The sequence below is a fragment of the Saccharomonospora sp. NPDC046836 genome, assembly GCF_040645195.1.
In the GTDB taxonomy this organism is placed as follows: Bacteria; Actinomycetota; Actinomycetes; order Mycobacteriales; family Pseudonocardiaceae; genus Prauserella_A.
Genome location: NZ_JBEYXW010000017.1, coordinates 1 through 19,409 on the forward strand (window position 1 = coordinate 1; position 19,409 = coordinate 19,409).

Below are 19,409 nucleotides of genomic sequence, written 5' to 3' on the forward strand. Positions count from 1 at the left end.
CCCCATTTTTTTGTTCCGCCCCCGCCCGCGGGGGCGGGGCGGTCCGCCCGCGCCCCCCGCCCCGGTGATCGGCTCCCGGTCAGGAAATCCCCAGTTCGGCGCAGGCCGCCTGCAGATCGCCGGTGCAGACCTCGCTCGACTTCACGTAACCCTCGTCGATAACGCGCTTCACGTCGTCCTTCGTGATCAAGTACGGCTCGAGCAGCACCGACTTGACGTTGCGGCTGCCCTTCGGGTCGTGCGTGGAGCCGGTGGCCAGCGCGTCGGCCGCCGCCCCGTCGTTGTTGGCAAGCGCGGCGGCAAGCTTCGCCGTGGCCTCCGCCTCCTCCTTGATCGGCTTGAAGACGGTCATGTACTGGTCGCCGCGCAGGATCGCCTTGAGCCCGTCCGGGGTCGCGTCCTGCCCGGTCACCGGCACCGTGCCGTTGAGCCCGTTCTTCTTCAGCACGGTGATGATCGCGCCCGCGAGCCCGTCGTTGGCCGCCACGACACCGTCGACCTGGCCGCCGTTGCCGGTGAGGATCTGCTCGAAGGTGGTGCCACCCCGCTGGTTGTTCCAGTCGTCGATGGGCTGGCTCTGCACCAGCCGGAGCTGGCCGGAGTCGTAGAGCGGCTGCAGCACGTTGCGCTGGCCCTCGTGGAACAGCGTCGCGTTGTTGTCGGTCGGGGCGCCCTCGATCTCGATGACCTGCGCGCCACGCTTGTCCTTGAGCGCGTCGGCGAGGCCCTGGCCCTGCAGCTCGCCGACCTTGACGTTGTCGAAGGACACGTAGTAGTCGGAGCCGCCGCCGAGGTTGAGCCGGTCGTAGTCGATGGTCGGGATGTTCGCGTTCTTGGCCTTGGCCGCGACGGCGCTGCCCACCTCGCTGTTGATCGAGGCGATGACCAGCACCTTCACGCCCTGCGAGATCATGCCGTCGGCCAGAGTGGTGAACTTCTGGACGTCGCCCTGAGCGTTCTGCACGTCGGCGTCGAAGCCCTCGGCGCGCAACGCGGCCTCCAGCATGGGCTTGTCGAAACCTTCCCAGCGCGCCGACGAGGCGGTCTCGGGCAGGATCACGCCGACCTTGCCGTTCGTTGCGGCCTGTTCCTGGCCGCTGGTCTGGTCACCGCTGTCGCCCGCGGTGTTGGCTCCGCACGCTGCCAGCGTCAGGGTGGTGCCGAGAACGGCGGCAGCGAAGGCAAGGGGTCTCTTGGTCCGCATCCGTGCACCTTTCCGGAGTCCCAGCCGACGAGCGGCGCCCCCGGAAGGGATCGGCGCTACGTCGCGCAAAATGTTGTGGGCGACAACATATGCCCGCCAAACCAGAGAGCGGAAGGTGATCTGTACCGATCAAGCGCCTCGAATACGGACACGGTTTGGTAACCCGCGAATCCCCCGCTCCGGCTCGCGAGTCCCCCGCCCAGGTCGGCGAGTTGCCCGCCCAGGTCGGCGAGTTGCCCGCCCAGGTCGGCGAGTTGCCCGCTTGCGCACGCGAGTTGCACCCTCGGACAGGCGAGTTGCCCGCTCGGCAGCGTGAAGCTCCCCGTCCGGCACCCAGCGGGCCGCACGAGGGCGCCGGTTCCGCTTTCGGTGTGCCACGTGCCACCGGCCTGGGCAGCTCAGTCGCCGGACCGGGCAACTCGCGCGCCGGACCGGGAGACTCGCGCGCCCGGGCCGGAGCGCGCAACTCGCGAGCCGGAGCGGGGGACTCGGGCGCCGCCGGGGGACTCACGGGCCCGAGCGGGCAACTCGCACGCTCGAGCGGGGGACTCACGGGCCCGAGCGGGCAACTCGCACGCCCGGCCGGGGGACTCGCCCACCCGAGCGGGGGACTCGCCCACCCGAGCGGGAGACTCGCGGGCCCGAGCGGGAGACTCGCGGGCCCGAGCGGGAGACTCGCGGGCCCGAGCGGGGGACTCGCGGTTACCAGGAGCGGAGGGTGGCGATCCGTTCCTCTAGCTGCTCGACGGTGGCCACCGCGGTGGGTGGGCCGCCGCAGATGCGGCGCAGCTCGCTGTGGATGGCGCCGTGCGGCTTGCGGGTGCGGTGGTGGTACACGCCCACCAGCGTGTTGAGCTCCTTGCGCAGCGACTGGAGCCGCTCGCCGACCGATCGCGGCCGCGGCGGCGGCTCGCCCTGCTGCTCCAGCTGCGGTTTGCGCCGTTTGGCGTCGGCGAGCTGCTCCTCCTGCCGCTTACGCAGCAGCGCCCGTACCTGGTCGGGCTCCAGCAACCCCGGTAGGCCGAGGTACTCCTGCTCCTCGTCGCTGCCGGAGAACGCGGCCGTACCGAAGGAGTTGCCGTCGTAGATCACCTGGTCCAGCTCGGCCGAGGCACCCAGCGACGTGAACGCCTTCTCCTCCTCGCCCGGCTCGTCCTGGGTGCGGTTGGCCGCGACGAGCAGCTCGTCGTCCCAGCCGTCCTTCTCCCGGTGCGGCTTGCCGAGCACGTGATCGCGCTCGGCCTCCAGCTCGCTCGCCAGCTCCAGCAGCACCGGCACGCTGGGCAGGAACACGCTGGCGGTCTCCCCCGGCTGCCGCGAACGCACGAACCGGCCGATGGCCTGCGCGAAGAACAGCGGGGTCGACGCACTGGTCGCGTACACGCCGACGGCCAGCCGCGGCACGTCGACGCCCTCCGAGACCATGCGCACCGCCACGAGCCAGCGGTCCGTCGACTCGGAGAACTCGCCAATGCGGCTGGTCGCCTTGGGGTCGTCGGACAGCACCACGACCGGCGCCTCGCCGGTGAGCCTCGTCAGGATTTTGGCGTAGGCACGTGCGGAGTCCTGATCGGTCGCGATCACCAGCCCGCCGGCATCCGCAACGCCACTGGACCGCAGCTGCGTGAGCCGGGTGTCGGCGGCCTGCAGCACGGAGGGCACCCACTCCCCGCTCGGGTCCAGTGCCGTCCGCCACGCCCGCGCCGTCTGCTCGGCCGTCAGCGGCTCACCGAGTCGTGCGGTGAACTCGTCGCCGGCGCTGGTGCGCCACGACGCCTCCCCCGAGTAGGCCAGGAACACCACCGGCCGGACGACACCATCAGCAAGCGCGTCGCTGTAGCCGTACGAGTGGTCGGCCTTGCTGCGCAGCGCACCATCGCCATCGGGTTCGTAGCTGATGAACGGGATCGGCGAGTCGTCGCTGCGGAACGGGGTCCCGGTGAGCGCGAGCCTGCGCACGGCCGGTGTGAACGCCTCGAGCGCCGCGTCACCCCACGACTTGGCGTCGCCTGCGTGGTGGATCTCGTCGAGGATCACCAGCGTCTTGCGGTTCTCCGTGCGCACCCGGTGCAGGTTGGGATGTGCGGCCACCTGCGCGTACGTCACCGCCACACCCTGGTAGTCCGATGACGTGACGCCGGTGGTGTTGCGGAAGTTCGAGTCGATGGCGATCCCGGCGGCAGCCGCCGCGGTGGCCCACTGGTGCTTGAGGTGCTCTGTCGGGGTCACGATCGTGACCGCCTCGATCGTGCGGTCGGACAACAGTTCGGCGGCGATCCGCAGCCCGAACACGGTCTTGCCGGCGCCGGGCGTCGCGACCGCGAGGAAGTCCTTGGGCTTCTGCGTCAGGTATTTGGTGAGCGCCCTGCGCTGCCAGGCACGCAGCGGGCGGGCCGTGGCGTCGTGCTGAGGTTCGGGTGCGGCGAAACCGTGCTGGGCCTGGGCCGTATCCGACACCGACGCTGCCACTCCCCTCCACCCGCGAACCGCTCACGACACATACGAAGGCCCCCACATGGACGGACCCGGCAGCCGTGCCGGGTACGCGGTGAGGGCGCCCGGAGAGCGTACCCGGCCGCACCGACAGGGGCCGTCCACGGCACGCCGAGCCTCCCGCCCACCACCGCCCAGACGGCCGGCCGGCTTCATTCAGCGGGACCCAACGCGCCGAATGCCAGCCCATGGACCATGCTTGAACCGCAATGGAGACGCGAGGACCCAGGACACAGGACGGCGAGGGCGGGCGCGCGCCTGAGCCACGGGCCAGGCGCAACGGTCCCCTGCGCCTGATCGGCCGCACCTTCAGCAAAGCGTGGGAAGGCAACATCTTCTCGGAGTCGGCCGAGGCCGCGTTCTGGCAGACACTGTCGCTGCCACCGCTGCTGCTCGGCCTGCTCGGCAGTCTCGGGTTCCTCGGCGACTGGTTCGGCGGCGCCGTCGTGCGCGCCGTGCACGACAAGATCATCGCCTTCTCCGCGACGATCTTCAGCGGCAGTGTGGTGAACCAGATCATCCAGCCGACGGTCAACGACATCCTGACCACCGGCAAGGGCGAGATCGTCTCGGTCGGCTTTCTGATCTCGCTGTGGGCGGGTTCCTCCGCGATGTCCTCGTTCGTCGACGCGATCACGGTCGCCCACGGCCAGTACGGTGTGCGCAACGAGGTGTGGCAGCGGATCTTCGCGCTGCTGCTCTACCTGGTGAGCCTGGTGCTGCTGGTCGTGGGTCTGCCGATCATCGCGATCGGGCCTGACCTGCTGCCCCAGTTCTTCCCGGTCGACTGGCGGCACACCATCTCAGGGTGGGTGGGCACGCTGTACTACCCGACCGTGGGCGCGCTGCTCGTGGTCGCGCTCGCGACGCTGTACAAGCTGGCGCTACCACGCAAGCTGCCCTGGCACCGCGGGCTGCCGGGAGCCGTACTCGCGATGGTGATCTTCCTGCTGTCCAGCATCGGGCTGCGGATCTACATCGCCTGGATCACCACGACCGGCTACACCTACGGCGCGCTCGCGACCCCGATCGCCTTCCTGCTGTTCACCTTCTTCATCGGGCTCGCGATCGTGGGCGGCGCCTACTTCAACAGCGCCATCCAGGAGCTGTGGCCTGCGAAGATGACCCGCAGGCAGCGCCGCAAGTGGCGGCGGCTGGAGATGGAACGCGCGAACGAACGGCTCCAGGAGCAAGAAGGCAGGAGCCTGTGGCAGCGCACCACGACTCCGCTGCGCAAGCCGCGCAAACCAGAACCGGAATCCGGGGACGGACCGCCCGCCGGGGGGAGTCCCCCGGCGGGCCCGCGCGGCCCTGCGGGGACCGAGAACGCGGACTACTCGCCGCCGCCGGGTGGCAGGTTCTCGTAGATTCGCTTGCACTCGGGGCACACCGGCGAGCCCGGCTTCGGCGACTTCGTCACCGGGAACACCTCGCCGCACAGCGCCACCACGTGCGTGCCCATGACCGCGCTTTCGGCGATCCTGTTCTTCCGCACGTAGTGGAACATCTTCGGCGAGTCGTCATCAGTGGCGTCGGTACCCTCTGGGCGGGTGTCGACATCAGGCAAGGTCTGCGTACTCACGCGTCCATGATGCCGCATCGCGCCTGCCCGGCCGACCCACCGGGAGCCGGCGACCGGCCGGTGGGTCAAGATGCTGAGGTGATCAGCACCTCCCCGCAGCGCCTCGCCATGTCGGCCGAGGTGGCCGACGCCCTTTCCGACGGCACTGCCGTCGTCGCGCTGGAAAGCACCCTGCTCTCCCACGGCCTGCCGCCCGGCCGCAACCTCGACGTGGCGCGCCGGCTCGAGCAGGTCGTGCGGGACGCCGGTGCGGTCCCGGCCACGATCGCGGTACTGGACGGCACGGCGCTGGTCGGCCTCTCCCCCGCCCAGCTGGAGCGGATCTGCGCCCCCGGTGCGGACTTGGCGAAGCTGTCCGTGCGCGACCTGGGGCCCACGATCGCGCGCGGCCGATCCGGCGCGACGACCGTGGCGAGTACGTCGGTGCTCGCGCACGCCGCCGGCATCGGCGTGTTCGCCACGGGCGGCCTCGGCGGGGTGCACCTTCCGGTGCCGGGATCGACGGTGACCTGGGACGTCTCCGCCGACCTCGGTGCACTCGAACGCACTCCCGTCCTGGTCGTGTGCTCGGGCATGAAGTCGATCCTCGACATCGCGGCGACGCTGGAGGTGCTGGAGACCAACTCGGTGCCGGTGCTCGGCTACGGCGTCGACGAGTTCCCCGCGTTCTACCTGCGCTCCTCCGGCCTGCCCGTGCCGCACCGGGTCGACGACCCCCGGCAGGTGGCGGCCGCGGTATCCGCGCACCGCCATTTCGCCGACTCCGGGGTGCTGCTGGCGAACCCGATCCCCGCCGAGGCCGAGATGGACGCCGGACTGCACGACCGGCTGCTGGCCGAGGGCCTCGACCTGGTCAAGGCCCGCAACGTGCACGGCTCGGACGTCACACCGGTGCTGCTGGAGCACTTCCACACCGCCAGCGGCGGGGTGAGTCTCGACGCCAACGAGGCGCTGGTGCTGGCGAACGCGGCGCTGGCCGCTCAGGTGGCGGTGGAGCTGGCGTCGTGAAGGTGGTCGTCGTCGGCGACGCCGGCCTCGACGTCGTCGCCCGGCACGACGGACCGGTCGCGCATGGCGGGGACACCCGCGCCAGCGTCCGCCTCACCGGCGGCGGAGCGGGCGCGAACACCGCGCTGTGGCTACGCGCGGCTGGCACTGCGCCGACGCTCGTGGCCAGGGTGGGCGACGATCCGGGAGGCAGGCTGGTTCGTACCGAACTGGAGGCCGCCGGCGTCGAATGCGCGTTCGCCATCGACCCGGACACCGCCACCTGCTGCGTGGTCGTCCTGGTCGACGGTGACGGTCAGCGCAGCATGCTGCCCGACCGCGGCGCCAACAAACGTTTCTCCCCTGCCGACGTCGGCCGCGCGGCACTGGCTGGCGCGCGGCACCTGCACCTGTCCGGCTACGTGCTGCTCGATCCGTCGTCGCGGCCCGCGGGGCTGGCGGCGCTCACCGCCGCGCGCGAGGCCGGGCTGAGCACCTCGGTGGACCCGCAGTCCGCGGCGCTGCTCACCGATCCGGCCGGCTTCCTCGATGACGTCCGTGGGGTGGATCTGCTGCTGCCCAACGCGGTCGAACTGCAGGCGCTCACCGGCCGCCCCGGCGTCGCGGCGGCACAGGACCTTCTCGGCACCGTCGGCGCGGTCGTGGTCACCACGGGCCTCGACGGCGCGGCCTGGGTCAACGGCGACGGCGTGCTGACGATGCCGGCCGAGCCCGCGCCGTGTATCGACAGCACCGGGGCCGGGGATGCGTTCAACGCCGGGCTGCTGGCCGCTTGGCTCCGCGGGGAACCCACGATCGACGCCCTACGTGCGGGCGTCACTCTCGGCACACTAGCTGTCCGCCAAGTGGGCGCGCAGCCCACCGGCTGAGCTCAGCCGTCGATCACCTTGTGCGAGCGGCCCTCGATCTGTGCCTTGTGGCGCTGGTAGCGGCTGACCTTCTCGGCCTTGCGGGGCGGCCGGTCGTTGGCGATCAGCACCGCGATCCACGGCAGCGGCACCGACAGCACCAGGAACGCGAGCGCGAGCCACCAGGTGTGGTAGAAGACACCGGCCAGCACGAGGCACGGGATGCGCATCCCCATGGTCAGCACGTACTTGCGTTTGCGTGCGGCCAGCTCGTCGTCGTAGGAAGGCGCTGCTTCGGTGATCAGCACCGGGTTGATCTGCCTGTCGTGCTCGCTCACCGGAACCACCTCCACCCTCAATGGTCCCACCGCCCCGACTCAGCCGACACCCCGGGCTGGCAGCCAGCTGAGTGCGCCCACGACAAGGGTTTCAACGCCGGTGCGCAGCGTCGGGTGACGCACCGGCGCGAACAGCGACGAGTGGTTCGAGGGGATGTCACGCTCGAAGCGGCCGGCGGCCAGCGCGTCGAGCACGGTCCGCTCGTCCGCCCCGCCGACCAGCCAGAACACCGAGGGCACACCGGCCGCGCTGCCGAACTCGCCGAAGTCCTCGCTGCCGGTCACCTGCGGCGCCTCCTGTACCCGGCCGTCCGGGAAGTACGCGCGAAACGCGTCGGTCAGCCGGCTGGTGGCGGCCTCGTCGTTGGCGGTGACCGGGAACGTCGCCAGCTCGACGATGTCCGGCGGGCGCGGCGCGTCCGCCGCCTGCGCCTCGGCGCGCACGATCCGGTCGATCGCGGCCAGCACCCGGCTGCGGACCTGCGAGTCGAAGGTGCGCACGTTCACCTCGAGCGTCGCCTCGTCGGCGATGACGTTGTGCGTCGTGCCGGCGTGCAGTGAACCGACCGTGACCACCGCGGACTCGGTGGCCGCGAGCTCCCGCGACACGATCGTCTGCAGCCGCAGCACCACCGAGGCCGCCAGCACCACCGGATCGACCGTGGTCTCAGGACGGGAGCCGTGACCGCCCCGCCCGTGCAGCGTGATGCGGATGGCGTCGGTGGCGGCCATCAGGACCCCGGGCCGGGTGAGCACCCAGCCCGCCGGAGCGGGGGCGACGTGCTGGCCGAGTACGACATCGGGCACGCCCGCGCGCTCGAAGAGCCCATCGGCGACCATCGCCCGCGCCCCACCACCGGACTCCTCCCCCGGCTGGAAGACGACCAGCACGGTGCCGGACCAGGCCTGCCGGGCCGCCGCGAGCCTACTGGCGGCTCCGGACAGCCAGGTGGCGTGCATGTCGTGCCCGCACGCGTGCATGACCGGCACGTCCCGGCCCTCCGCATCGGTCGCGCGGACTGTGCTGGCGTAGTCGAGCCCCGTCCGTTCCTGCACCGGCAGCGCGTCGATGTCGGCCCGCAGCAGCGCCACAGGGCCCGCGCCGTTGCGCAGCACCCCGACCACGCCGGTGCCGCCGATGCCCGTGTGCACCTGGTAACCGTCGGCGCGTAACCGGTCCGCGAGCACGGCGGCCGTGCGTGTCTCCTGGAACGACAGCTCCGGATGGCGGTGCAGGTCGACATAGAGCTCATCGAGCTCGGGCAGCTCGGCGGCAAGGCCGGACAGCACGGTGCTGGCAGCACGACTGCGCATCGCGCCATCTGACCACGCTGGGGTGGGCGATGCCAGCCGGTGCACGGGCGGACCCGTTCGCCGTGGGACGATGACACACCGTGAACGGTGATCTTCCCGAGCTGACCGAGGAGTTCTGCGCCCGGCTGCGCGAGTCCTTCCGCACGGCGGGCTACGACGCGGACGGGGTGGTCGGCGTGCTGGGTGCCGAGGCGCACGCCGCGCTCGGCCGAGGTGAGCCGGTGCCCGCGCTTCGGGCGAGCCTGGACGCCGGGACCCTCGGCACCTTCATCCGGCTTTTTCTGCTGGGCACGGCCGAGCCCGCCGCCGAGGTACGGCGTGCGCTCGCGCCGCTGCCGCTCGAGGACGCGCTGGCCGCCGGACTGCTGCGGGCCGACGGCGACCTGTTGCGCGCCGGGCTCGACGTGCGACCGCACGCCGATGACGAGGGCTCGTGGTGGGTGGTGGCCGACCTCGACTCCGAGCAGCTGGGCCGCCCGGTCACGGAGGACCATGTGCTTGGTGTCGGGCACGCCTCGCTGAGCCTGGTCCGCGCCACCAGCCGGCGCCCTGTCGGCTCGCTGCTGGACCTCGGCACCGGGAACGGGGTGCAGGCACTGCACGCGAGCAGGCATGCACAGCGGATCACCGCAACGGACGTCTCGGCCAGGGCCCTGCGCCTGGCACAGGGCACCTTCCGGCTCAACGAGCTGGACGTCGAGCTGGTGCGGGGCGGGTGGTTCACGCCCGTCGCCCGCAGGCGGTTCGACCAGATCGTGTGCAATCCGCCGTTCGTCGTCGGCCCTGCTCGCGTCGACTACGTCTACCGGGACTCGGGGCTGGCCGGTGACGATGCCAGCGCGCTCGTGGTGCGCCAGCTCCCCGGTTTCCTCACCGAGGGCGGGGTCGGTCACCTGCTCGCCTCGTGGTTACACATCGAGGGCGAGGACTGGGCTGACCGGGTGACGCGCTGGCTGCCGCACGGCACCGATGCGTGGTTCGTCCAGCGCGATGTCGCCGACCCGGCGCTCTACGTGGGCACGTGGCTGCGGGACGCGGGGATCGACCCGCGCTCACCCGAGGGCATGGCCAAAGCCGGTACGTGGCTGGACTGGTTCGCTGCAGCGGGCGTGGCCGGCGTCGGCTTCGGCTTCGTCACGCTGCGCCGAACGGACAGCCAGCCCACGATCGTGTGCGAGGACCTGCGGCAGGCGTTCGACGACCCGCTCGGCACCGAGGCCGCGGCCTGGCTCGACCGGGTGGAGTGGCTACGCCGGCACGATGCCGCGTTGCTGGACACCGTGTTCCTCGTGCCGGAAACGGTGGTGCTCGAACGAATCGCCGAGCCCGGGGACGACGGCTGGCAGACCGTGGTGCGCCGCCTGCACCGCACCGACGGACCGGGCTGGCAGCACGAACTCGACGAACTGGCGATGGCGTTGCTCGCGGGCTGCCGGGGTGTGCTGCCGCTGTCCGGTCTTCTCGAACTGCTGGCCGCCGCACACGGCCTCGACAGTGCGGCGCTGGCAACGGCGGCACTGCCGGTGGTCCGTGAGCTCGTCCGGCACGGGATGCTGACGGTGGCCGAGGGCGCGCGGTGAGGGCAGTCGCAGCGCGGGTGACCGAAGCGCGGGTCACCGTCGACGGCGAGGTCGTCGGCGCAATCGACGAACCAGGTCTGTTGGTATTACTGGGAATTCACACCGACGACACAGCCGAGCAGGCCGCGACGATGGCCCGCAAACTGCACGAGCTGCGCATTCTGCGCGACGAGGAATCATGCGCGAGTGCGCATGCGCCACTACTTGTGGTCAGCCAGTTCACCCTCTACGGCGACACCCGCAAAGGCCGCCGTCCATCGTGGACAGCCGCTGCCCGGCCGGAGACGGCGGAAGAGCTCGTCAACACGGTGGTGCAGCAACTGCGGGAGCGGGGCGCGACGGTCGAAACGGGGCGGTTCGGCGCGATGATGGCCGTGCACAGCGTAAACGACGGACCATTCACCGTACTGGTCGAGGTTTAGACCAGGTAAAGGAAAACGCCGCTGATCGCTTGCCCGGAGTCGTCTCAGGAAAAGCTCAGCTTTGCTCGAACGTGAGCCGCTCAACATGCCGCTCGAGTCCGGGAACGATTTCGCGCACACCGACGTTGACCCGAATGTCCAGCCAGCAAGCTGGGCTCGCGTAGGCGAGTTCCACAGGCTCGTAGCGCGATGCGCAACGCAGGCGTGAGCACCGCACAACACGTCAGCCCGTTGACCGGGGAGGCAGAATGTCCGTCCAGACTCTCGAACGTGAGGCCCGCGGGATCCGCGAGCGGGACATCCCGATGCCCGCTTTCGAGGACGACGCGGTCCCCACTCCTACCGAGGAACCCGACCTCGACGCACAGGGTCCCGCTGCGGACCTCGTGCGGGTGTACCTCAACGGCATCGGCAAGACCGCACTGCTGACGGCGGCACAGGAGGTCGACCTCGCCAAGCGGATCGAAGCCGGAGTGTTCGCCGAGCACATGCGGGAGAGCACCCCCGGGCTCTCCGCCGAGCGCAGGTTCGAGCTGTCGGCGCTCGTCCGTGACGGCCGGGTCGCCAAGAACCATCTGCTGCAGGCGAACCTGCGTCTCGTGGTGTCGCTGGCGAAGCGTTACACCGGCCGGGGCATGCCGTTGCTCGACCTGATCCAGGAAGGCAACCTCGGCCTCATCCGTGCCGTGGAGAAGTTCGACTACTCCAAGGGGTTCAAGTTCTCGACCTACGCCACCTGGTGGATCCGGCAGGCGATCACGCGCGGCATGGCCGACCAGGGGCGCACGATCCGGCTGCCGGTGCACCTGGTGGAGCAGGTGAACAAGCTCGCCAGGATCAAGCGCGACCTGCACCAGCAGCTCGGCCGCGAGGCCACCAACGAGGAGCTGGCCGCCGAGTCCGGTATCGCCGAGGACAAGGTGGCGAGCCTGCTCGACCACGCTCGTGACCCGGTGAGCCTCGACATGCCGGTCGGCGCCGAGGAGGACGCGCCGCTGGGTGACTTCATCGAGGACTCCGAGGCGACCGACGCGGAGAGCGCCGTCATCTCCGGCCTGCTGCAGGACGACCTGCGGCGGGTGCTGGGGACGCTGGACGACCGCGAGCAGCACGTCATCCGGCTGCGCTACGGCCTCGACGACGGGCAGCCCCGCACCCTCGACCAGATCGGCAAGTACTTCGGCCTGTCCCGCGAGCGGGTGCGCCAGATCGAGCGCGAGGTCATGTCCAAGCTACGCCAGGGCGAGCGTGCCGACCGGCTGCGCGCCTACGCGAGCTGATATCGGGCTTCGCGGCGGGTTCCACGCGTACTTGCCGCCGTCCAGGGAAGGTCGGGTCCTTCGGGGTTGGGCCCGGCCTTCCGCATATCCGTGTCCGCTCCCTCGGATCGCGGGTGATCTGCGTCGCGCCGCGGGCCGGGCTCACCACGCGCCGTCACGACGCGCGGTACGGTCGGAATCCCCTTTCGGCCGACGTGCGACGGAGCGCAAGCAGTGACTGTCTCTTCCACCACACAGTTCCAGCACACCGACGTCCTCCCGCTGGGTAAGGACACCCGCACCGAGTACCGGCTGGTCACGGCCGACGGTGTGCGCGTCGTCAAGGCCGGCGGCAGGCGCTTTCTCGAGATCGAACCGCAGGCGCTGACCACGCTGGCCCGCACGGCGATCACCGACATCCAGCACCTGCTGCGCTCCTCGCACCTGGAGCAGCTGCGCGCGATCGTCGACGACCCCGAGGCCAGCGGCAACGACCGCTTCGTCGCGATGGACCTGCTGCGCAACGCCGCGATCTCGGCGGGGGGTGTGCTGCCGATGTGCCAGGACACCGGCACGGCGATCGTCATCGGCAAGCGCAGCGAGGGCGTGCTGACCGGCGGCGGCGACGAGGAGGCCCTGTCGAAGGGTGTCTTCGAGGCCTACCAGGAGCTGAACCTGCGTTACTCGCAGCTGGCGCCGCTGAACTTCTGGGAGGAGCGCAACACCGGCACCAACCTCCCCGCGCAGGTCGAGCTGTACCACAGAGATGGTGCTGCCGAACCCGGCTACGAGTTCCTGTTCATGGCCAAGGGCGGCGGCAGCGCCAACAAGACGTTCCTCTACCAGGAGACCAAGGCGGTGCTGAACCCGAAACGGCTCGCCCGCTTCCTCGACGAGAAGCTACGCAGCCTCGGCACGGCCGCCTGCCCGCCGTACCACCTGGCCATTGTTGTCGGGGGGATGTCCGCCGAGTTCAACCTCAAGGTCGCCAAGCTGGCCTCCGCGCGGTACCTCGACGACCTGCCGCGGGAGGGCTCACCGCTCGGCCACGGCTTCCGTGACACCGACCTCGAACAGCAGGTGCTCGAGATGACCAGGCAGTTCGGCATCGGCGCACAGTTCGGCGGCAAGTACTTCTGCCACGACGTGCGGGTGATCCGGCTCCCCCGGCACGGTGCGTCCTGCCCGGTCGGCATCGCCGTGTCCTGCTCGGCCGACCGCCAGGCCAAGGCGAAGATCACCGCTGAGGGCGTGTTCATCGAGCAGCTGGAACGCGACCCGGCCCGCTTCCTGCCCGAGGTCACCGAGGACGACCTCTCCGAGGAGGTCGTGGCGGTCGACCTGAACCGTCCGATGGCCGAGCTCAGGGCGCAGCTGTCGCAGCTGCCGGTGAAGACCCGGCTGAGCCTCACCGGTCCGCTGGTGGTGGCGCGGGACATCGCGCACGCCAAGATCGCCGAGCGGCTGGAGGCGGGCGAGGAGATGCCGCAGTACCTGCGCGACCACCCTGTGTACTACGCGGGCCCGGCGAAGACGCCGGACGGCTACGCCTCCGGCTCGTTCGGGCCGACGACCGCGGGCCGGATGGACTCCTACGTCCAGCAGTTCCAGGCCGCGGGCGGATCACTGGTGATGCTGGCCAAGGGCAACCGGTCGAAGCAGGTCACCACGTCCTGCCAGCAGCACGGCGGCTTCTACCTCGGCTCCATCGGTGGCCCGGCAGCCCGGCTCGCCCAGGACTGCATCAAGAAGGTGGAGGTGCTGGAGTACCCGGAGCTCGGCATGGAAGCCGTCTGGAAGATCGAGGTCGAGGACTTCCCCGCCTTCATCGTCATCGACGACAAGGGCAACGACTTCTTCGCCGAGACCGCCGAGCCGGTGCTGCAGATCTCGTTCCGCTGACCGGTCAGCCCTGCTCCGGGAACATCCCCGCCAGGCGGTCGAGCGTCGCGACGATGCCGGCCTTGTTCCTGGCGGGGTACCCGGCGAGCTCGATCAGGAACGGCACGCGCGCGGTCGACCAGTCGAAGGTCTCGGTGACCGTGGTCCGGCCGTCCGCTGCCGGTTCGAGCCGCCAGCGCCAGCGGTGACCACCGAAGTGCCGCCAGGCGATGAGGTGGTTCTTCTCGTACTCCACAACCGTGTTGGTGATCCGGTAGCGCGCGCCCATCTTCATGTTCATCCCGAACGTCGAACCGAGTTCGAGCCGTTCCGGGTTGTCCTCACGAGCCGCGGTGACGGTCCCCGATCCGTCCAGCAGCGGATGCCGGGTGGGATCGGCCAGCAGCTCGAAGATCTGCTCGGGAGTGGCGGCGATCGTCCTGGTGACGGAGACCTGACGGCGTGTCATGGCGCCACACTAGACCGGTCTGGTCAGGTTTTCCGCTCCATGTAGCGGAGCACGACGAGCCGGCCGTCGAGCGGGGCGTCGAGCCGCACAGTGATGGGCGGGTAGCGCATGTCCATCGTGCAGGCGAGGTCCTTACTCACGGGTTTGGTCTCGATCATGGTGATCGTGACGCGGTCGGCACGCTGCTCGGCCACCTCGGCCCCGGCACTGCTGCAGCCACCCTCCTGCCCGACCACGGTCAGTGTGCGGCCATCGCCTGCCACCGAGACGTCGACCGGGTAGCCCTCGGGCAGCGCGGCGCCGTCGACCCGCGCGGGTTCACCGGCCGCTTCCCTGACCGGCTCGCTGGTTGTTGCGGCCGGCAGGCTCCCTGGCACGCTCCCGGGCGGGGCCTGCTCGGCACCGCAGCCGGTGAGCAGGAGCAGCCCGGCGCCGACTCCGATGATCGTCGCTGTACACCTCATAGACCGGGGACGGCAATGGGGCACCGGTAGGTTGCATCCCATGAGCGCGCAACCACACCAACTCGCTCGCAGGCTCGGCACCGCGGACGCGGTCGTCGTCGGGCTGGGTTCGATGATCGGTGCGGGCGTGTTCGTCGCGTTCGCGCCGGCGGCACGTGTGGCCGGCTCCGGGCTGCTGCTCGGTCTCGCCGTGGCGGCTGTGGTGGCGTACTGCAACGCGACGTCCTCGGCACGGCTGGCTGCGCGTTACCCGGCCTCCGGTGGTACCTACGTCTACGGCAGGGAGCGCCTCGGCCCCTTCTGGGGCTACCTCGCCGGCTGGGGTTTCGTCGTGGGGAAGACGGCGAGCTGCGCCGCGATGGCGCTGACGGTGGTGGTGTATGCGGCACCCGGGCTCGGCCAGCCCTGGCGGAGCCTGCTGGCGGTGCTGGTCGTCGCCGCGCTGACGGGCCTCAACTACCGCGGGGTGCAGCGGTCGGCACGCGCGACGGCGGTGCTGGTGACGGTCAGTCTGCTCGTGCTCGCGGCCGCCGTGACGGCGATGGTCGTGGCCGGTGACCTCAGCACGCAGCGCCTCGCTCCCTTCCCCAAGACGAGCCCGCTCGGCGTGCTGGAAGCGGCGGGTCTGCTGTTCTTCGCCTTCGCCGGCTACGCGCGCATCGCGACACTCGGGGAGGAGGTCCGCGATCCGGCACGGACGATCCCGCGCGCGATCCCCATCGCGCTCGGCATCGTGCTCGCCGTCTACGCCGTCCTGGCGGTGGTGTTGCTGCTGCAGCTGGGACCTGCCGCGCTCGCCACCACGGCCGATCCGGTCGCGCAGGCCGTGGCGGGCACGGGATGGTCGGGTCTCGTCCCTGCGGTGCGGGCCGGGGCGGCACTTGCCGCGCTCGGCGCGCTGCTGGCGCTGGTGCTCGGTGTGTCACGGACCGTCTTCGCGATGGCGAGGGACGGCCACCTGCCCCGGCCGCTCGCCGCCGTGCACCCGCGGTTCGCGGTGCCGCACCGGGCGGAGCTGGCGGTCGGCGTGGCCGTGGCGATCCTGGTGTCGTTCGCCGACCTGCGTGGCACGATCGGCTTCTCCGCGTTCGCCGTGCTCACCTACTACGCGATCGCCAATGCCAGCGCGTGGACACTGGGTGGCAACCGCATCGTGCCTGCGATCGGCCTGGCGGGCTGCACGCTGCTGGCGTTCAGCCTTCCACTGTCCTCTGTGGTCACAGGAGCTGGTGTACTCGTGGCCGGCGCGGCTGCCTACGCCCTGCGCCGGAGGACGCATTCGTAGGCCGCGCTACAACGACTCGTCGCGCATGACGTCGAGGTTGTGGAAGACCGGCGGCTCGTCGCACAGCTCGTTCATCCGTGCCGCGAACTTGCCGGTCTCGGGCAGGTTCGAGTTCGCCATGGCCGCATCGTAGGACGGGAACTCGACGATCTCCAGGTAGCTTCCGGGACGGTCACGGTCACTGGTCATAACCGCGTGGGTTGCGGTCCGCTTGCCCTCTGTCTCCCGCATCCAGCCGTTGACCAGCTCGTTCACGTCGTTGTAGCGCGAGGTCTTGAACTCGATGACTTGCATGAATGTCATGGCCCGGCCCTTCCACGCACGGTCCCCTGTGTCCCGCAGCGTGCGCGTGAACGCGGTGCAGGGTCAATGCACGGTTTTTCAGCTCAGCCGCGGCCGATGAACGGCATCGCGGTCGCGGTGACGGTAAGGAACTGGACGTTGGCCGACAGCGGCAGTTCCGCCATGAACAGCACCGTCTCGGCGACGTGCTGGACGTCGAACGTGGGTTCCGGCCGCGTACTCCCGTCGGCTTGCCTGGCGCCCACCGCGATGCCCGCGGTGAGCTCGGTCGCGGCGTTGCCGATGTCGATCTGCCCGCAGGCGATGTCGAACGCCCTGCCGTCCAGCGAGATCGACTTCGTCAGGCCGGTGATCGCATGCTTGGTGGCGGTGTAGCCCACGCTGTCCGGTCGTGGCGCGTGTGCCGAGATCGAGCCGTTGTTGATGATGCGCCCGCCACGTGGCCGCTGCACCTTCATCAGGCGCACGGCATGCTGGGCGCACAGGAACATACCGGTGACGTTGACGTCGACGATCCGCCGCCAGTCGTCCACCGGCAAGGTGTCGACCGAGCCCGGCACGCCGAAGGTGCCGGCGTTGTTGAACAGCACGTCCACCCGGCCCCACCGGTCACGCACCGCCGCGAACAGCGCCGCCACCGCGTCGGGATCCGTGACATCGGTGGGGACCACGAGCGCGGCGGACGATCCGGCCGCCGACTCGACGAGGGGCTGCTCACGACGCCCCGCCAGCGCGACCCCATAGTGCGCACCGAGCAACGCCTGCGCCACCTGCCTGCCGATGCCCGACCCGGCACCTGTCACCACTGCCACCCGCTCACTCGCCATGAGGTGATGATAGGAGCGGTTCTGTTTCCGGCGCACCAGAATGTCCAATCAGGACGGAAGGCCACCTCCCCTCCGCCCTCCCAAAAAACTCGAACACATGTTCGAGCGTTGTGGTAGGCTGTGTTTGTGTGTGAGAACGTGATCTCCCCGATGTCGTTGGGGGATAAGGAACTTCTGGACGCCCTGCGAGAGAAGGAGCAGCGGCGGCGGAAGTCGTATGCCGACGAGTTGGCGTTGATCGCGGAGATCGACGCGCGAGGTCTGCCTGCCACACAGGGCTGTTCCGGTGTCGGCGCGTTGGTCCGGGAGATGTTCAACCTCAATCCAGCTGATGCGCGGCGCATGGTTGCCCACGCCCGCGCGTTGCTGCCTTCGGTCACCACGTCGGGTGCGCCGGTGGCGGCGGACCTGCCGGCGACCGCGGACACCCTGCGGGGCGGCGCGATCGGGCCCGAGCACGTGGAGGCGATCCGCCAGCTACCGCTTGACGCTACCGACGAAGACCGGGCCGCAGCCGAGAAAATCTTGTGCGAAGCCGCAACGATGAGTGAACCCCGCATCACCGCCAGGCTGGGTTGGGAGATCCGGGAACGCCTGGACCCTGATGGCGCCGAACCCAAAGATGACACCCTGATACAGCCGAAACGGTGGCTGGACTTCCGCGAAACCGCCAACGGCGTCACCGGAACATTCGGGCTGGACAAAGAAACCGGCGCGCTGCTGGCCAACCTGCTGTCACCGTTAACCGCTCCCCGGTCCAGCGATGATGGCCCGGACCTCCGCTCCCGGGACGAACGCTACGGCGACGCCTTCGCCGACATCCTCGCCCTGGCCGCCCGCTGCCCGGACACCCCCACCGAGGCGGGAGAACCGGTCACGCTGCTGGTGTCGGCCACCCTCGACCAGCTCACCACCGGGATCGGACAGGGCCTCGTGGACGGTCACCTCTCGATGTCGGCGGGGCAGATCCGACGGATGGCCTGCGACGCGAAAGCGGCCCCCATGGTCTTCGGTACCGCCAGCGAGGTCCTCGACGTCGGGCGGACGACCCGCACGGTACCCCGAAGCCTCCGGCGGGCACTGATCCACCGAGACAAGGGCTGCACCTTCGCGGGCTGCGACCGCAAGGCCAAGTGGTGCCAAGCGCACCACATCGTGGAGTGGAGCAACGGCGGACCGACCACTTTGGACAAACTCACCCTCATTTGCCCACATCACCACCGGGTGGTGCACCACAGCAACTGGACCATCCGCATGACCAACGGAATCCCCTGGTACATCCCACCACCCCACAGCGACCCCGAACAACAACCCCGCCGCAACACCCTCCACACCATCCCCGCGAGACTGAAACCCGATCGCGCCACCACACGGAGCCCAATGGCGCTGGCATCATGACCCGACCTGCGAAGTGGGCTGAGCGGGTGCGGCGCGGCGGTCATCCGTACCGCACTCGGCTCACAGCGTTGCGACGAAGAGGTACGACATGCCGAGCCCCATCACGACCCGGCACACGGCCCGCGAAGCGAACCCTGCGGGCAGCCCGTCCGGGCCACGGTTGCGCAGCGAACGCACCGCACGCGCCCCGGCCTGCACACCGTCGAAGCCAAAGTACGCGGCCGCAAGTACGGCGATCACCGGCAGCGCGAGCGAGCCCGGCGCGTCCGCCATGGTGGGCCACGTGGCGTGCCCGGCATGCGGCATCGCCGCAAGCATGTACAGCATCGCCAGCGCCGACAAGCCGTGGTGGAGATCGCAGCGACGGCACACCCCCGCCGCCATCCGGTCGCGCAGTGACGCGAACAGGAACCAGCCGGCCACCACCAGGAAGACCGCCTGCCAGCCCGCGACCGGGATCGGGCCGCCCACCGGGGACACCATCGCGACCATGGCGAGCGTCATCAGCAGGCCCGCGAGATCGATGTGCCGCACCCCACTACCGAGTCGCACATAGTCGAGCCTGGTCAGGCGCGCCAGGCACGGGTACGTCAGAGCGAGGAACGTGCCGGTGAGTATCCACGCCACGATCGCCGGAATCTGCATGCCCCACCTCGCTCGACATCACCTACGGCGTGCCACTCACCGTCGCAGACACGGGCGGCTGCGCGCCAGAGGGCAGCCAGGTGACCCGC

At 70.2% G+C, this 19,409-nt stretch carries 19 protein-coding genes; 9 read left to right on the forward strand and 10 right to left on the reverse strand.

All coding sequences use genetic code 11. The features are described 5' to 3' along the window. Positions 1–79: 79 nt before the first annotated feature. Together ABZ863_RS19710 and ABZ863_RS19715 are read right to left on the reverse strand one after the other, a co-directional pair. Positions 80–1,204 carry a substrate-binding domain-containing protein gene (locus ABZ863_RS19710; protein WP_358537536.1) on the reverse strand — a complete coding sequence of 375 codons (1,125 nt, stop codon included), beginning with the start codon at positions 1,202–1,204 and terminating at the stop codon, positions 80–82. A 702-nt stretch (positions 1,205–1,906) separates the two neighbouring features. After that, entirely contained in the window at positions 1,907–3,661 is a 1,755-nt protein-coding gene (locus ABZ863_RS19715) for a DEAD/DEAH box helicase (protein WP_358537539.1), read from the reverse strand. 245 nt (positions 3,662–3,906) lie between these two features. On the opposite strand from ABZ863_RS19715, the gene ABZ863_RS19720 reads away from it, so the two are divergent. Beyond that, on the forward strand, positions 3,907–5,064 hold the full coding sequence (locus ABZ863_RS19720) for a YihY/virulence factor BrkB family protein (protein ID WP_358537542.1): 1,158 nt from the start codon (positions 3,907–3,909) through the stop codon (positions 5,062–5,064). On the opposite strand, the gene ABZ863_RS19725 is transcribed toward ABZ863_RS19720, so the two are convergent. Next, entirely contained in the window at positions 5,031–5,279 is a 249-nt protein-coding gene (locus tag ABZ863_RS19725) for a DUF3039 domain-containing protein (protein WP_358537544.1), read from the reverse strand. The two genes, ABZ863_RS19720 and ABZ863_RS19725, sit on opposite strands and share 34 nt — an antisense overlap. Positions 5,280–5,387: 108 nt before the next feature. On the opposite strand from ABZ863_RS19725, the gene ABZ863_RS19730 reads away from it, so the two are divergent. Together ABZ863_RS19730 and ABZ863_RS19735 are read left to right on the forward strand one after the other, a co-directional pair. Next, the gene (locus ABZ863_RS19730; RefSeq protein ID WP_358537869.1) at positions 5,388–6,287 is read left to right on the forward strand and encodes a pseudouridine-5'-phosphate glycosidase; all 900 of its coding nucleotides are present in this window, start codon (positions 5,388–5,390) and stop codon (positions 6,285–6,287) included. Further along, complete coding sequence (locus ABZ863_RS19735) at positions 6,284–7,156, forward strand: sugar kinase (protein ID WP_358537546.1); 873 nt, start codon at positions 6,284–6,286, stop codon at positions 7,154–7,156. The genes ABZ863_RS19730 and ABZ863_RS19735 overlap by 4 nt, the downstream gene beginning before the upstream one ends. Positions 7,157–7,158: 2 nt before the next feature. On the opposite strand, the gene ABZ863_RS19740 is transcribed toward ABZ863_RS19735, so the two are convergent. Then, the gene (locus ABZ863_RS19740; RefSeq protein ID WP_358537548.1) at positions 7,159–7,473 is read right to left on the reverse strand and encodes a DUF3099 domain-containing protein; all 315 of its coding nucleotides are present in this window, start codon (positions 7,471–7,473) and stop codon (positions 7,159–7,161) included. Positions 7,474–7,512: 39 nt separating this feature from the next. Continuing rightward, entirely contained in the window at positions 7,513–8,787 is a 1,275-nt protein-coding gene (locus ABZ863_RS19745; RefSeq protein WP_358537551.1) for an amidohydrolase, read from the reverse strand. Positions 8,788–8,867: 80 nt separating this feature from the next. On the opposite strand from ABZ863_RS19745, the gene ABZ863_RS19750 reads away from it, so the two are divergent. From ABZ863_RS19750 to ABZ863_RS19765, 4 genes are all read left to right on the forward strand, one after another. Continuing rightward, the gene (locus ABZ863_RS19750) at positions 8,868–10,367 is read left to right on the forward strand and encodes a methyltransferase (protein ID WP_358537553.1); all 1,500 of its coding nucleotides are present in this window, start codon (positions 8,868–8,870) and stop codon (positions 10,365–10,367) included. Then, positions 10,364–10,789 carry a D-aminoacyl-tRNA deacylase gene (dtd, locus tag ABZ863_RS19755; RefSeq protein ID WP_358537555.1) on the forward strand — a complete coding sequence of 142 codons (426 nt, stop codon included), beginning with the start codon at positions 10,364–10,366 and terminating at the stop codon, positions 10,787–10,789. The genes ABZ863_RS19750 and dtd overlap by 4 nt, the downstream gene beginning before the upstream one ends. 248 nt (positions 10,790–11,037) lie before the next feature. Then, a complete protein-coding gene (locus ABZ863_RS19760) occupies positions 11,038–12,069 on the forward strand; it encodes a sigma-70 family RNA polymerase sigma factor (RefSeq protein ID WP_358537558.1) in 1,032 nt (343 codons plus the stop codon). Between the two features lie 213 nt (positions 12,070–12,282). Continuing rightward, complete coding sequence (locus tag ABZ863_RS19765) at positions 12,283–13,950, forward strand: fumarate hydratase (protein WP_358537560.1); 1,668 nt, start codon at positions 12,283–12,285, stop codon at positions 13,948–13,950. 4 nt (positions 13,951–13,954) lie between these two features. Here ABZ863_RS19765 and ABZ863_RS19770 read toward each other — a convergent pair whose 3' ends face one another. Both ABZ863_RS19770 and ABZ863_RS19775 read right to left on the reverse strand, forming a co-directional pair. Further along, a complete protein-coding gene (locus ABZ863_RS19770; protein WP_358537563.1) occupies positions 13,955–14,398 on the reverse strand; it encodes an SRPBCC family protein in 444 nt (147 codons plus the stop codon). Positions 14,399–14,421: 23 nt separating this feature from the next. Then, a complete protein-coding gene (locus ABZ863_RS19775; RefSeq protein WP_358537565.1) occupies positions 14,422–14,862 on the reverse strand; it encodes a hypothetical protein in 441 nt (146 codons plus the stop codon). Between the two features lie 40 nt (positions 14,863–14,902). Between ABZ863_RS19775 and ABZ863_RS19780 the strand changes: the two genes are divergently transcribed. Beyond that, the gene (locus ABZ863_RS19780) at positions 14,903–16,147 is read left to right on the forward strand and encodes an APC family permease (RefSeq protein ID WP_358537568.1); all 1,245 of its coding nucleotides are present in this window, start codon (positions 14,903–14,905) and stop codon (positions 16,145–16,147) included. Positions 16,148–16,153: 6 nt separating this feature from the next. Here ABZ863_RS19780 and ABZ863_RS19785 read toward each other — a convergent pair whose 3' ends face one another. After that, positions 16,154–16,450 (reverse strand): hypothetical protein, encoded by a 297-nt coding sequence (locus ABZ863_RS19785; protein ID WP_358537569.1) that lies wholly within the window; start codon positions 16,448–16,450, stop codon positions 16,154–16,156. An 83-nt stretch (positions 16,451–16,533) separates the two neighbouring features. Then, positions 16,534–17,277: an SDR family oxidoreductase gene (locus tag ABZ863_RS19790; protein WP_358537571.1), complete on the reverse strand. Its 744-nt coding sequence runs from the start codon at positions 17,275–17,277 to the stop codon at positions 16,534–16,536. A 126-nt stretch (positions 17,278–17,403) separates the two neighbouring features. Between ABZ863_RS19790 and ABZ863_RS19795 the strand changes: the two genes are divergently transcribed. Then, a complete protein-coding gene (locus ABZ863_RS19795) occupies positions 17,404–18,675 on the forward strand; it encodes a DUF222 domain-containing protein (protein ID WP_358537572.1) in 1,272 nt (423 codons plus the stop codon). 60 nt (positions 18,676–18,735) lie between these two features. On the opposite strand, the gene ABZ863_RS19800 is transcribed toward ABZ863_RS19795, so the two are convergent. Next, entirely contained in the window at positions 18,736–19,320 is a 585-nt protein-coding gene (locus ABZ863_RS19800; protein ID WP_358537574.1) for a DUF5134 domain-containing protein, read from the reverse strand. Positions 19,321–19,409 lie beyond the last annotated feature (89 nt).